At 73.2% G+C, this 13015-nt stretch carries 11 protein-coding genes; 3 read left to right on the forward strand and 8 right to left on the reverse strand.

Features of this window, described 5'->3' with window-relative positions:
- Positions 1–3287 (forward strand): CHAT domain-containing protein (locus ABTZ99_RS36465; protein ID WP_499617776.1); only part of this gene is annotated, 3287 nt, incomplete at its 5' end.
- Between the two features lie 466 nt (positions 3288–3753).
- Positions 3754–3939, forward strand: a complete 186-nt coding sequence (locus ABTZ99_RS36470) for a hypothetical protein (protein WP_499617777.1) — start codon at positions 3754–3756, stop codon at positions 3937–3939.
- Between the two features lie 28 nt (positions 3940–3967).
- Here ABTZ99_RS36470 and ABTZ99_RS36475 read toward each other — a convergent pair whose 3' ends face one another.
- The 8 genes from ABTZ99_RS36475 to ABTZ99_RS36510 form a co-directional block, all read right to left on the reverse strand.
- Positions 3968–5299: an LLM class flavin-dependent oxidoreductase gene (locus tag ABTZ99_RS36475; protein WP_499617778.1), complete on the reverse strand. Its 1332-nt coding sequence runs from the start codon at positions 5297–5299 to the stop codon at positions 3968–3970.
- Between the two features lie 2 nt (positions 5300–5301).
- The gene (locus ABTZ99_RS36480) at positions 5302–6477 is read right to left on the reverse strand and encodes an ROK family protein (protein ID WP_499617779.1); all 1176 of its coding nucleotides are present in this window, start codon (positions 6475–6477) and stop codon (positions 5302–5304) included.
- Positions 6474–6827: a 4Fe-4S dicluster domain-containing protein gene (locus ABTZ99_RS36485; RefSeq protein WP_499617780.1), complete on the reverse strand. Its 354-nt coding sequence runs from the start codon at positions 6825–6827 to the stop codon at positions 6474–6476. Before ABTZ99_RS36485 ends, ABTZ99_RS36480 begins: the two co-directional genes overlap by 4 nt.
- A complete protein-coding gene (locus tag ABTZ99_RS36490) occupies positions 6824–8395 on the reverse strand; it encodes an FAD-binding protein (RefSeq protein WP_499617781.1) in 1572 nt (523 codons plus the stop codon). Before ABTZ99_RS36490 ends, ABTZ99_RS36485 begins: the two co-directional genes overlap by 4 nt.
- Positions 8396–8423: 28 nt before the next feature.
- Positions 8424–9275 (reverse strand): ABC transporter permease, encoded by an 852-nt coding sequence (locus ABTZ99_RS36495; RefSeq protein ID WP_499617782.1) that lies wholly within the window; start codon positions 9273–9275, stop codon positions 8424–8426.
- Positions 9272–10093 (reverse strand): ABC transporter ATP-binding protein, encoded by an 822-nt coding sequence (locus tag ABTZ99_RS36500; RefSeq protein ID WP_499617783.1) that lies wholly within the window; start codon positions 10091–10093, stop codon positions 9272–9274. Before ABTZ99_RS36500 ends, ABTZ99_RS36495 begins: the two co-directional genes overlap by 4 nt.
- Positions 10090–11097 carry an ABC transporter substrate-binding protein gene (locus tag ABTZ99_RS36505; RefSeq protein WP_499617784.1) on the reverse strand — a complete coding sequence of 336 codons (1008 nt, stop codon included), beginning with the start codon at positions 11095–11097 and terminating at the stop codon, positions 10090–10092. Before ABTZ99_RS36505 ends, ABTZ99_RS36500 begins: the two co-directional genes overlap by 4 nt.
- Before the next feature lie 74 nt (positions 11098–11171).
- Positions 11172–11504, reverse strand: a complete 333-nt coding sequence (locus ABTZ99_RS36510; protein ID WP_499617785.1) for a putative leader peptide — start codon at positions 11502–11504, stop codon at positions 11172–11174.
- Between the two features lie 5 nt (positions 11505–11509).
- Here ABTZ99_RS36510 and ABTZ99_RS36515 point away from each other — a divergent pair, with 5 nt between their 5' ends.
- On the forward strand, positions 11510–12427 hold the full coding sequence (locus ABTZ99_RS36515) for a TauD/TfdA dioxygenase family protein (RefSeq protein WP_499617786.1): 918 nt from the start codon (positions 11510–11512) through the stop codon (positions 12425–12427).
- Positions 12428–13015 lie beyond the last annotated feature (588 nt).

The following is a 13015-nucleotide window of genomic DNA, read 5'->3' on the forward strand; positions in this document are numbered from 1 at the left end:
AGGCCGTGCTCGACCGGGCGGTCGAGCACGCCCGGCAGGCACCGCCCGACGACCCCGAAGCCCTGGGGGTCGCGGGGATGGCGCTCGCGCTGTCCGCCGAGCGCACCGGGGACCGCGCACTGGCGCGGGAGGCCGTCGCGCTGGGCCGCGACGCCGTGGCCCGCCGGCGCGAACCCGACCAGCTCGGCGCGCTGGCGACCGCCCTGCACACCACCGCCGGATTGACCGACGACCCCGCCCCGCTCGTCGAGATCACCGACCTGTTGCGCCCGCTCCTCGACTCCGGCTCGCAGCAACTGCTGCACCTGCACGGCAGCGCCCTGTTCCGGCTGGCCTCGACCGATCCGGCCGCCCTGGACGAGACGGTGACCGTGCTGGCCGGAGCCCTCGCGCAGCTCCCGCCGACCCACCCCGACCACCCGGTCCGCACGGGCATGTACGCGGAGGCGCTGTGGCGACGGTGGAAGCACACCGGTGACCGGGACAGCCGTGACGCCGCGCTCGCCGTCCTGGAAGGCGGCGCCGACCCGCGCCTGCGCGCCACCCGCGTGGGCTACCTCGTGGACCTCGCCGCGTCGGGCCACGACGTCGCGGACGTCGACTCCGCCCTCGCCGCCGAACCGGACTGGAACGGCCGGGCGACCCTCCTCGGGCACCGCTACGACCTGGTCGGCGACCGCGCCGCCCTCCTGGAGGCGATCGCCCTGAACCGGGCACACCTCGCCGACCCGGACGATCCCGAGGACGAGGCCCGCATCGCGCACAACGCCGCCATGCTGCTGCGCAAGCTGCACGACCTCGAGCGCACGCCCGAGGCGCTCGCCGACGCGCTGGACCTGGCCCGGCGCGGTGCGACCGCCCACCCCGCGCCGACGGGCCGGCAGGCCGCACGCGTCGCCCTGCTGGCCCTGCTCACCGCCGAGAGCGGGCAGGTCGAGGAAGGCGCCCGGCTCGCCACCCAGGCCGTCGCCGACTGCCCGCCGGACCACCCGAGCCGGTCGACGGTCCTGACCCGCGCCGCCGAGGCCCACCTCCGACACCACGACGCGACAGGCGCGCGCACCTCCCTCGACACCGCGATCGCCGTGGGCCGCGCCGTCCTCGCCGACGAGGACCGGACCCAGGTGCTGGACCTGCTCACGGTGGCGTTGCGGCGGCGCGCGGAACTGTCACCCGACCTGCACACCCTGGACGAGGCGGTCGACTTCGGGCTGCGCGCGGTCGAGTCGCAGCCCTTCTCGCGGCTCCGGGCGTCCACGGCGCTCAACCTGGCGGGCGCGCTGGCCGACCGCTACCGCCGCACCCGGGACGTGGACGACCTGCACCGCGCACTCCAGGTGATCCGCGACCACCTCGGGGCCGTCCAGCCGACCGACGACCTGAAAACCCGGCTGACGGACCAGATGGGCGTCGTGATGATGTTGCTGTACCAGCACACGGGCGAGAAGGACACGTTGCGCGAACGGGTGCGGATCGCCGAGCGCGGCGCCGAACGGTTCGGCCCGCACGACCCGACCCGTCCTCAAGTGCTGAACAACCTGTGCTCCTCGTTGATGGAGCGCTACTTCGTGGACGGCGACCGAGCCGACGCGGAGCGGGCCGTCGCCGCCGCCCGTGAAGCCGTCGCCCTGACCCCCGCCGGCCTGGCCATCCGCGGCTCCCGGCTGCTCAACCTCGCGATCGCGCTGGGAGTCCTGGGCAACGCGACTGGCGCCACAGGCCCCCTGCGAGAGGCAGTCCGCGTCGCCGAGGCGAGTGCGGGCGTGCTCAACGCACCGCCCGCCACCCGCATCCGCGCCCACCGGGTGTGGGGTGGCTGGGCGGTGATCCTGGGGCAGTGGAGCACCGCACTGGCGGCCTTCGCCGGCGGCGTGGACCTGGTGGCCCAGGTCGCGCCCCGGCACGTGCGCCGGGCGGACCGCGAGTTCCGCCTGGCCGACCTGCGCGGGGTGCACACCGACGCGGCCGCCGCCGCCCTCGCGACCGGCGACCCGGTCCGCGCCGTCGAGCTGCTGGAGCAGGCCCGCGGCGTGCTCCTCGTCGACGAACTCGACGCCCGGGCGGGTTCGCTCGCGCTGCGCGACCGCGCGCCGCACCTCGCGGCCGAGTGGGACGCGGTGCTGGAGGAGCTGGCCGACGAGTCCCAGTCGACTGACGAGCGGCAGGCGTTGTCACAGCGGTGGCAGGACGTGCTGGACCGGATCCGCGCGGTTCCCGGTCTCGACGCCTTCCTGCGCCCACCGAGCGCGCTGGACCTGCGCGTCGCCGACGGCGCGATCGTGCTGGTGAACATCAGCCGGTGGCGCTGCGACGCCCTGCTGATCACCTCCCGCGGCGTGCGCTCGAAGCGGTTGCGGCGCGTCACCCTCGAGGAGGTCGAAGAGCGTGCCGGCGCCTACCTCTCGGCGCTCGACACGCTCGACGGCGGCGACCTGGTCGCCCGGTTCCACGCGCAGACCGTGGTCCGCGAAACGCTGGTCTGGCTGTGGGACACGGTCGCCGGACCGGTCCTGAAGGCGCTCGGCCACACCCGCGCGCCCCGCGCCACGTGGCCCCGTGTGTGGTGGTGCCCGACCGGCGCGCTCACCCACCTCCCGCTGCACGCCGCAGGTCGGCACGACATCCCCGGCGAGGCCGTGCTCGACCGCGTGGTGTCGTCCTACACACCCACCGCCCGCACCCTGAGCCACACCCGGTCCCGCCCGCCGACGACGCGGCGCGACCTCCTCGCCGTCGCCATGCCCACCACCCCCGACCACGCCGACCTGCCCGCGACCGACGCCGAGGCGACCGACCTCGCCGCGCTCCTCGCCGCCGAACCGCTGCGCGGTCCCGCCGCGACCCGGGCCGCCGTGCTCACCGCGTTGCCCCACGCGACGTGGGCCCACTTCGCCTGCCACGCGCACAGCGACCCGCTCGTCCCGTCCGCCGGCCACCTGCTGCTCGCCGACGGCGCCCTGACCGTCGCCGACATCGGCGCCCTGCGCCTGGAGAACGCCGAGCTGGCCTACCTGTCGGCGTGCTCCACCGCCCGCGCTGCCCGCACCACGCCGGACGAGGTGATCACGCTCGCGTCGGCGTTCCAGCTCGCCGGGTTCCGACACGTCGTCGGTGCGCTGTGGCCGATCCAGGACGCCGTCGCGGCCCGCGTCGCAGCCGCCTTCCACCGCCGCGTACACGCCGGCACGCCACCCGCCGAGGCCCTGCACCACGTGTTGCGCGAACTGCGCACCGAGTTCCCGCTCGCGGTGTCGCAGTGGGCCGGGTACGTGCACGTCGGCTCCTGACCGCCGTTCCCGCCACGGCCACTCGCGCGAGGCGAGCGGGTCGGGCGCGGACGTCCCACGGCTGGTCTCACGGATCAACCTGGCCCACCTCTACCGTCGGCAGGTGATCCGGATCAGGTGATCCCGCTCTACGAAGCCGCCATCGCTCACTCTGAGCGGGTGCCGGGCTCCGGCCACCCAGCAACGAAAATCGTCCGAGGTCACCGGTCCGCACAGGAACGCCCACCCCATCCCGGGTCGGACTGGCACAGATGACCCGGCAGTGGGCGGACTGGGCCGAACAGCAGGTCCGCGACTGGCCCGACACCCACAACGGCCCCACCCCCGCCGACCTGCTGACCCGACTGGGCACCGGCCGCACACCCTGGTGACACGGCGACCTGCAGCTCTCGGCACAGCCACTTCGGCACACCCTCGGCACAGGCGCCGCAGAACCTCAACCGCGGCAGGTGTCCGGCCGCCTGGCGTGCCTCCAGAACGCAGCCACGGCGACCGACGATGGGAGGACGCGGTCAACGAATTCGTCGACCGCGCCTACCTCAGGCTCGTCGACAACGGCAACAGGCTCAGGGTGGCGGTGCCCGTCCACCACGCCTTCCTGCGTGCGAGGGTGTCGGAGCTGCCGGCGGTTCTCGACGAGCGCGGCCGTTGACCGGAGGCGGCGTCGGGCCGAACGTCGTTCAGACCACCGTGGCGGCAGCGTAGCGGCCGGCCGGGCGCGGCAGGCCGTAGTGCTCGCGCAGGGTGCGGCCGGTGTACTCGGTGCGGAACAGGCCGCGGGCCCGCAGCAGCGGCACGACGTGGTCCACGAAGTCCTCCAGGCCGGACGGCAGCAGGGGCGCCATCACGTTGAAGCCGTCCGCCGCGCCCGTGGTGAACCACAGTTCGATGTGGTCGGCGATCTGCTCGGGCGTGCCGGCGACGACCTGGTGCCCGCGCCCGCCGCCGAGGCGACCGAGGAGTTGCCGCAACGTGAGCTCCTCCCGCCGCGCCAGGTCGCGCACCAGCTCGAACCGGCTCTTCGCGCCGTTGACGCGGCTGACCGGGGGGAACGGTGGCAACCGCTCGTCCAGCGGGTGGTCGGTCAGGTCGAGGCCGATCAGCTCGCCGAGCTGCCGGACCGCCCGCACCGGGATGATCAACGCGTCGAGCTCGTCGGCCAGCCCTCGCGCCTCGGCCTCGGTGCCGCCGAGCACCGGGACGATCCCGGGCAGCACCTTGACGCCGTCGGCGTCACGCCCCCGGGCCCTGGCACGCCGCTTGAGGTCGGCGTAGAACGCGGCCGCGTTGCCGTGCGTCTGGTGGGCGGTGAACACCGCCTCCGCCCACGCCGAGGCGAACGCCCGGCCGTCCTCGCTCGACCCGGCCTGCACGAGCAGCGGGTGCCCCTGCGGGCTTCGCACGGCGTTCAGCGGCCCGCGCACGGAGAAGAACCGACCCTTGTGGTTGATCTCGTGCACCTTGGCGTCCTCGGCGAACACACCGGATTCCGGGTCCACCACCAGCGCGTCGTCCTCCCACGAGTCCCACAGCGCGGTGACCACGTCGAGGAACTCGTCGGCCCGCCGGTAGCGCTCGGCGTGCTCGGCGTTGACCTCGCGGTTGAAGTTCTGCGCCGACCGGTCGCCCGCCGTGGTCACGATGTTCCACCCGGCCCGCCCACCGCTGATGTGGTCGAGCGAGGAGAACAGCCGCGCCAGGTTGCACGGCTCGCTGAACCCGGTCGACGCGGTCGCGATCAGCCCGATGCGGTCGGTGGCCTGCGAGATCGCGGTCAGCAGCGTGATCGGCTCGAACCGGTTGGCGGCCGTGTGCCGCACGTCGCCCCAGACCTGCACGCCGTCGGCGAGGAACACCGAGTCGAACGTCCCGCGCTCGGCGGTCCGCGCCAGGTGCTGGAAGTGCGCCACGTCGTCGAGGGCGCGCGGGTCGGTGCGGGGGTGCCGCCAGGCGGCTTCGTGGTGGCCGACGCCCATGAGGAACGCGTTGAGGTGGAGCTCGCGTGCGGACAACTTCACACTCCCAGTCGGATCGGGTTGCGGAGGTCGAGCGGGTCGGCGTAGATCGCGTCCAGCTGGACGGCGCCGGCCGCCACGCCGAGGACGTCCAGGCCGAAGCTGCTCGGCAGCACGGCCGAGGGCGACGGGCACGCGCGCGACGTCGCGGCCACCTCGGCGCGCAACGCGTCCGCGCACTCGGGCAGCCGGGTGACGCCCAGCTCGGTGACCACGACGACGTCGGGGTTCACGATGTCGAACAGCATCGCCGCGGCACGGGCGACGATCCTGGCGCGCTCGACCAGCAGCGCGGTCGCCGCGCCGTTCCGGGCCGCGGCGGCGTCACCCAGATCGGTGATCGACGGCCGGGGGATCACGCCCGCCCGGTAGGCGCGCCACGCCCACGCGCGGTCGGACACGGTGGCTTCCAGGCACCCGGCTCGGCCGCACGGGCACTCGATCGCCGGGTCGCCCAGCGCCAGGTGCGCGACACCGCCCGCCGCCGACCGCGCACCCCGGTGCGCGCCGCCGCCGGTGATGATCGCCGCGTCCACCACGTTGCCGACGAACAGGTGCACCAGCGACTCGTGGTGACCCGCGGCGCCGAACAGCTGCTCGGCCCTGGCCAACGCCCGCGCGTGGCCGTCCACCAGCACCGGCAGCCCGGTGCGCGCCGCGAGCAGGTCGCGCACCGGCACGTCCCGCCAGCCCAGCGAGGCGTGCTCGACCAGCACACCGGCCTCGGTGTCGACCCAGCCGCCCGCGGCCACGCCCAGGCCGAGCGGCACCTGCCCCGGCAGGTGCTCGGCGTGCAGCCGCACCAAGCGGTCGGCGGCGGTCGCCAGCACCTCCACGGGGTCATCGGGATCGCGGTGCGGCACCCGCAGCCTGGCCCTGACCCGCCCGCGCAGGTCCAGCAACGCCAGCGTGCAGAACTCGTGGGCGAGGTGGATCCCGGCCACCAGGTGGCGACCGGTCTCCACGTCCACCGGCGTGTGCGGGCGTCCCATGCCCCGGTACGGCAGGGAGCCCGCCACCTCGGTGAGCAGGCCGAGGCCGGCCAGCGCCGCGCAGTTGCGCGTCACCGCCGCCGGGCTCAGGCCGGTCAGCCGGGCGATCGTGGTGCGCGCGACCGGTCCGTGCCGCAGCACGGCGCCCAACAACGCCGACGCCGCCGTGCTGCGGGGGTTCACGAGATCAGCGGCGGGCCGGTCGGCGACAGCGCGGGGCCCACCGCCCGTGCCGCGCCCGGGGTGCGCCCGCGACCCCACCCGATGTCACGGCGGTAGCTGCCCAGCAACCCCGTCCGCCGCAGGTGCTCCTCGTCGTGGGCGAACGACTCCGCCGGCAACGGGTGGGTGTGCGGCGCCACGAACAACGCGTCGGTCGGGCAGTTCGCCTCGCACTGGAAGCAGGTCTGGCAGTCCTGCTGCCTGCTGATCACCGGCACGCCGTCCGCGCCCCGGTCGAACACGTTGGTGGGGCACACGGCGACGCACTTGTCGCAGGTGACGCACCGCGCGGCCGACACCAGTTCGATCACACCGCCACCTCCTGCGGGCGGGCCCACACCTCGTCCAAGCCACCCGAGGTGATCCGGAAGTGCTGGGCGGGGTCCAGTTCGGGGAAGTCGAGCCGCTTGGCCATGCCCCGGCTCTCGCTGCGCGCCAGCGCCGAGCCGTACATCCACCGGGCGTGCGCGGCCATCGCCGCGGCCTGGCGCGCCCGCACCGCGTCCGGGCCCTCGGCGCGCAGACCGGAGCGCAGCGCCGACCACGTGGCGTCGAGCTGCCCCAACGCCGTGCGCAGCACGTCACCGTGCCGCAAGTAGTTCTTGTCGTACGGCAGCACCTCGGCCTGCACGGCGCTCACCACGTCGGCCGACGACAGCGACGACGTCGTGCCGGTCGGGCGCAGCCCCGCACCACCGGCGGCGCGGACCCGGCGCCCCGAAGCCGACGCGCCGAGTGCACGCGCGAACCGTGCCGCCGCTCGCCCCGACCACGACCCGGACGAGATCGCCCACGCCGCGTTGTGGCTGCCGCCGCCGGTGAACCCGCCGCAGATCAGCTCCCGGGTCGCCGCGTCACCGGCCGCGTACAGGCCCGGCACGGTGGTCGCGCACCCGTCGTCCACGATCCGGATGCCGCCGGTGCCGCGCACCGTCCCCTCGGCCAGCAGCGTCACCGCGAACGGCTGGGTGAACGGGTCGATGCCCAGCCGGTCGAAGGTGAGGAAGAAGTTCGGCTGCGCCGTCCGCATCGCCGTGCGGGCGGCCTCGTCGGCGCGGTCGAGCTTGCAGAACACCTTCTCCGACGCCAGCAGCGTCCGCGCGATCACCGAACGACCGCGTTGGCTGCCCGCGCCGTCGAGCACCGAGCCGTCCGCCCGGTAGAACGTGGCGTAGTTGTAGAACGCGGTCTTGGTGACCGACGTGTGCTCGGGCGCGATGCCGTAGGCGTTGGAGAACTCCATGCCGGACAGCTCCGCACCCACCTCCGCGGCGAACAGCGCGCCGTCGCCGGTGTTGACGTCGCAGCCCAACGCCTTGCTCAGGAACGCACAGCCGCCCGTGGCCAGCACCACCGCACCGGCCCTCACCCGGAACGCCCGGCCGGCCTGCCGCTGGTATCCCGCCGCACCCGCCACCACGCCGTCGTCGGTCGCGAGCAGCTCGGTGACGGGGCTGTGGTCGAGGACCCGCACGCCGGCCCGGCGCACCCGGACGCGCTGCCGCCGCATGTACTCCGGCCCTTGCAGGCCGTTGCGCAGCGGTCGGCCGTCCGGACCGACCGGGAACGGGTAGCGGGCCACCTCGGCCAGCTCGTTGATCCGCTCGTAGGTCTCGTCCAGCACCCGGGCCATCCAGCGCCGGTCCGCGAGGTGACCGCCCAGCGCCTCCCGGCTCGCCATGGCCCGCTCCCGCGCCTCGTGCTCCGGCGGCACGTACCACACACCGGTGCCGCCGGACGCCGTCGCGCCGCTGGTGCCGCAGTACCCCTTGTCGGCCAGCACCACCGCGGCGCCGTCCTCGGCCGCCTTGAGCGCGGCCCACGTCGCGGCGGGTCCACCGCCGACGACCAGCACGTCCGCGTCGAGTTCGAGCGTCATGCGAAGCTCCTTTCCGTACTCCGGTGGATCAGGAACCGACGGGAACCCGCCAGGACGTGAACAGGCGCTCCAGCGCGACCAGCAGCTGGTTGAACACCACGCCGATGGCCGAGATCGTGATGATGCCCGCGTACATCTGCGGGATGGCGAAGTTGAACTGCGAGGCGTTGACCAGGTGGCCGAGCCCGGCCTTGGCGCCCACCATCTCCGCGGCCACCAGCACCAGGATCGACACCGCGCCGGCCAACCGGATGCCGGTGAACACCGTGGGCACCGCGGCGGGCAGGATCACCTTCTGGAAGAGCCGGAACCCGGAGAGGTCCACCGACCGGGCCAACCGCAGCAGGGTCGGGTCGACACCGCGCACCGCGCTGATCGTGTTGAGCAGGATCGGCCAGGTGCAGGCGTAGAACACGATGGCGATCTTCGACGTCTCGCCGATGCCGAGCAGCAGCACGAACACGGGCAGCAGGGCCAGCGCCGCCGTGTTGCGGAAGACCTCCAGCAGCGGCCCGAGCAGCGACGCCACCGACTTGTACCAGCCGATCACCAGGCCCAGCGGCACGGCCACCGCCACCGCGAGGCCGAACCCGGACAGCGACCGGGCCAGGCTCGCCCCGGTGTTGTCCAGCAGCTGACCGTCGGCGGCCAGGCGCCACCACGCGTCGAGCACGGTGGAGAACGGCGGCAGGAACGTGTCGTCGACCAGGCCCAGCCGGGGCGCGGTCTCCCACACGCCGAGCAGCAGCACGATCGCCGCGACCTTGCCGACCGACGTCACCAGCGCGTCGACCACCCGGCGTGCGACCGACGGCCCGGCCACCCGGCTCGCGGGCCCCTCCTCGTCCACGGACGGTCGTGACTCCAGCAACGCGGTCATACCGCGGCCACCTCCTTCTCCTGTTGCTGCGCGCGGGAGACCTCGTCGTGCAGCAGCTCCCAGATCCGGTGCCGGTAGCGCGCGAACCCGGTGCCGGAGCGCAGGTCGGCCTGGCCGGTGCGGTCACCGAGGTCGATCGGGACCACCTCCTTGACCCGGCCGGGCCGCGAGGTCAGCACCGCCACCCGCTGCCCCAGGTAGACCGCCTCGTCGATGGAGTGCGTGATGAACACGACCGTCTTGCCGGTGCGCTGCCAGATGCGCAGCAGCTCGTCCTGCAGGGACTCGCGGGTCTGCGCGTCCAGGGCCGCGAACGGCTCGTCCATCAGCAGCACGGCCGGGTCGTAGGCCAGGCTGCGGGCGATCGCGACGCGCTGCCGCATACCGCCCGAGAGCTGGTGCGGGTGCCGGTCCTCGAAACCGCCCAGCCCCACCAGGTCCAGGAACTCGCGGGCCCGTCCGGACCGCTCCCGGCGTAGCACACCGGCCGCCTCCAGCCCGAACTCGACGTTGCCCTGCGCGGTGCGCCACGGCAGCAGCGCGTACTGCTGGAACACCACGCCCCGGTCCAGGCCGGGCCCGGTGATCGGGGCGCCCTCCAGCAGCACCTGGCCCTCGCTCGGCTCGGCCAGCCCACCGAGCAGGTCCAGCAACGTGGACTTGCCGCAGCCGCTCGGCCCGACCAGGACCAGGAACTCGCCGCGCTCCACGTCCAGGTCGACACCCCGCACGGCGGTGAACTCGGTGCGCCGCCGGGACGCGCGGTCGCGGACCACGAACCGCTTGGTCACGTCGCGGAAGCTGATGTGGGTGCTCACGCCGCCACCCCGTTGAACTCGTTGGTGTAGAGGTCGGCGAGCGTGACCTGGTCCTTGGTGATCTCACCGCGCTCGACGAGCCAGTCGACCCAGAGCGCCAGCTCCTCGTCCACGATCCGGCCACCCTTCCCGGCGACACCGGTGGACTTCCAGTACCGCAGCGCGGCCGGGTCCTCGTTGCGCCCGCGCTTGGTGAGGATGTCGACCTTGCGCGCCACCACCTCGTCGCGCGGCGTCGTGCGGCTCCACTCGATGGCCTCCGCGACGCCGCTGACGAAGGTCCGCACGGTGTTCGGGTTGTCCCTCAGGAACTTCTCGGTGAACACGTACGTGCCCGCGGTGAACGCGCCCAGCAGGTCGAAGTCGGAGAACAGCTTGCGCAGACCGCCCTTCTCCAACGCCTTGTCGCGCAGGATCCCGCCCAGCACGCCGACCTCGAGCTGACCCTGCCGCACGGACTGCTCGATGTTGACCGGCGGCACCGCGATCGGCTCCACCTTCCCGATCTCGTCGGGGGACAGGCCGTTGCGCTTGAGGTAGATGCCGAGCATGGCCTCGTGGTGGGCGCCCAGGGTGTTCATCCCGACCTTCTTGCCGACCAGGTCGCGCGCGGAGGAGATCGGGCTGTCCTCCAGCACGTAGAAGCCGCTGAAGGCGGCCTCGTCGGAGCCGTAGTAGCCGATCACCGACTTGATCGGGGCGCCGGCGGCCTTGAGCTTGACCACCGCGCCGTTGAACGCGCCGCCGAAGTCGACCTGGCCCGTGGCGGCGGACTGGATGTCCTGCGGGCCGCTGGTGGTGTTGCCGACCCACTCCAGCGTCACGTCGCCGAGGTGACCGAGGTCGGCGGCCAGTTCGGGCAAGGTCACGTCACCCGCCCAGCCCTGGTAGCGCAGCGTCTTGGTCTCGACGCCGCCACCGGCGCCCGCGGTGGAGCAGCCGACCGCGGCCGCCGTCAGGCCGAGGAGGGTGAGGCCGAGGAAGTTCCGTCGCGTGCTGATCACGGCGAATCCTTTGTTGGGAAAACGGGCAGGCCGAACCACCGGGCAGCCGCGCCCGGGGTGGAAAGGAAGAGGGGTCAGCGACCGGCGCGACAGAGGGCGCCGGCTTGCCGTCGGAGATCGACGTGCCGGCGAGAGGTGAGGGTGACGGCTTGGCTCACGTGCCAGAGCCTCACACCGAGGTCAGGCGGGGTCAACGGGCTCGGCGACCGTCCCACATCATGGAGTCGGTCGTCCGCCGAGCTGGACACCGGCCACTTTCTTGCGCAGCGCAAGGAAGTGCCGAGTCGTCCCGCCGGCGTCAACCGCGTCCGCGTGCTGGGACGACTTAATTCACCACCGCGCAATGTTGTGCCCGCACCGCCCGGATCTCCATCGTGAAGTGCGAACGCATTCCCACGAGAGGACATCGACGATGACCGCACAGCTTTCCGACACGATCACCGTCCACCGGCTCGGCGCGGGTATCGGCGCGCGGATCGACGGCGTCCGGCTGGGCGGCGACCTGTCCGAGGGCGCCGTCGCGACCGTCCGGGACGCGCTGCTGGCGAACAAGGTGGTGTTCTTCCGCGGCCAGGAGCACCTGGACGACGCGGGTCAGCTCGCCTTCGCCCGGCTGCTCGGCGAGCCGACGCTGGCCCACCCGACCGTCAAGGGCCGCGAGCACACCAACGTGCTGCCGATCGACTCCGACTACGGCAAGGCCAACAGCTGGCACACCGACGTCACGTTCGTCGACCGCGTGCCCGCGATCAGCATCCTGCGCGCCGTCGAGCTGCCGCCGTACGGCGGCAACACGGTGTGGGCCAACACCGTGCGCGCCTACGAGGAGCTGCCGCCGGCGCTGAAGTCGTTGGCGGACCGGCTGTGGGCGGTGCACAGCAACGTCTACGACTACGCCGGGCACGTGGACGCGACCCGCATCGGCGGGGTGGACGTGAAGGAGGAGTCCTATCGCGAGGAGTTCCAGTCCCAGCGCTACGAGACCGAGCACCCCGTGGTGCGCGTGCACCCGGAGACCGGCGAGCGGGCGCTGCTGCTCGGCCACTTCGTCAAGCGGATCGTCGGCCTGACGACCGCCGAGTCGCACACCGTCTACCGCCTGTTCCAGGACCGGGTGACCCGGCTGGAGAACACCGTGCGCTGGCAGTGGGCCGACGGCGACGTGGCGATCTGGGACAACCGCGCCACCCAGCACTACGGCGTCGCCGACTACGACGACGCACGCCGTCGCCTGCACCGCATCACCATCGCAGGCGACGTCCCGGTCAGCGTGGACGGCGTCACGAGCACCACGGTCGTCGGCGACGCAGCCCACTTCTCCGCGCTCTGACCCTGCCGTCCCCGTGGTGGTAGGAGATGCGTCACCTTGGCGCCGCGATGCCGATGACCCGGGCGGCTACCGGCCCTGACCGGAGGATTCGTGGTAGGCGTGGGTGTCGTTGCGCGGCCCGGAGCCGTCCGGCCCGCTCCACCGGGTTGGACAGAGCTCAATGGCCTCTTGTGGGCCGCGGACCACCTGAGCGGTCCGTGTCCGTCCGGGCGGCGTGACGACTCTTTGGCGACGTCGAGTCGGTCTGATCCGCAGGAGTGCCCAGGTCGGTGTTGTCGAGGTCGCCGAGTTGCCGCTGTACCCGCTCGGCGTCAGCGTCACGCCGTTGTGCCCGGTACAGGTCTGCTGCTTCCCGCCACAGCGCGCGGCCTGCGCATGGTCCAAGGCGATCACGCCGGTCCTGAACTACCAGTCGGTGGAAGGGCTCTATGGCGCCGGGCACAACTCCCTCTTCACCGACTACGACGGCAACACCTGGATCTGCTACCACGCGGTCGCCTCGCCCGTGGGTCACGACGTGGTCTCGTCCGCGATGCACCGAGTCCACTTCGGCAGGGACGGAGTTGTGACCGCACGAGTATGCCCACC

Origin of the sequence: Actinosynnema sp. NPDC002837, assembly GCF_040295345.1 — a bacterium.
Classification (GTDB): Bacteria; Actinomycetota; Actinomycetes; order Mycobacteriales; family Pseudonocardiaceae; genus Actinosynnema.

Coding starts and splice junctions, on each gene's coding strand:
- ABTZ99_RS36490 (WP_499617781.1), bottom strand. CDS start 8,395: ATGACGCTCGAACTCGACGCGGACGTGCTGGTCGTCGGCGGTGGACCC.
- ABTZ99_RS36495 (WP_499617782.1), bottom strand. CDS start 9,275: ATGACCGCGTTGCTGGAGTCACGACCGTCCGTGGACGAGGAGGGGCCC.
- ABTZ99_RS36510 (WP_499617785.1), bottom strand. CDS start 11,504: ATGTCCTCTCGTGGGAATGCGTTCGCACTTCACGATGGAGATCCGGGC.
- ABTZ99_RS36515 (WP_499617786.1), top strand. CDS start 11,510: ATGACCGCACAGCTTTCCGACACGATCACCGTCCACCGGCTCGGCGCG.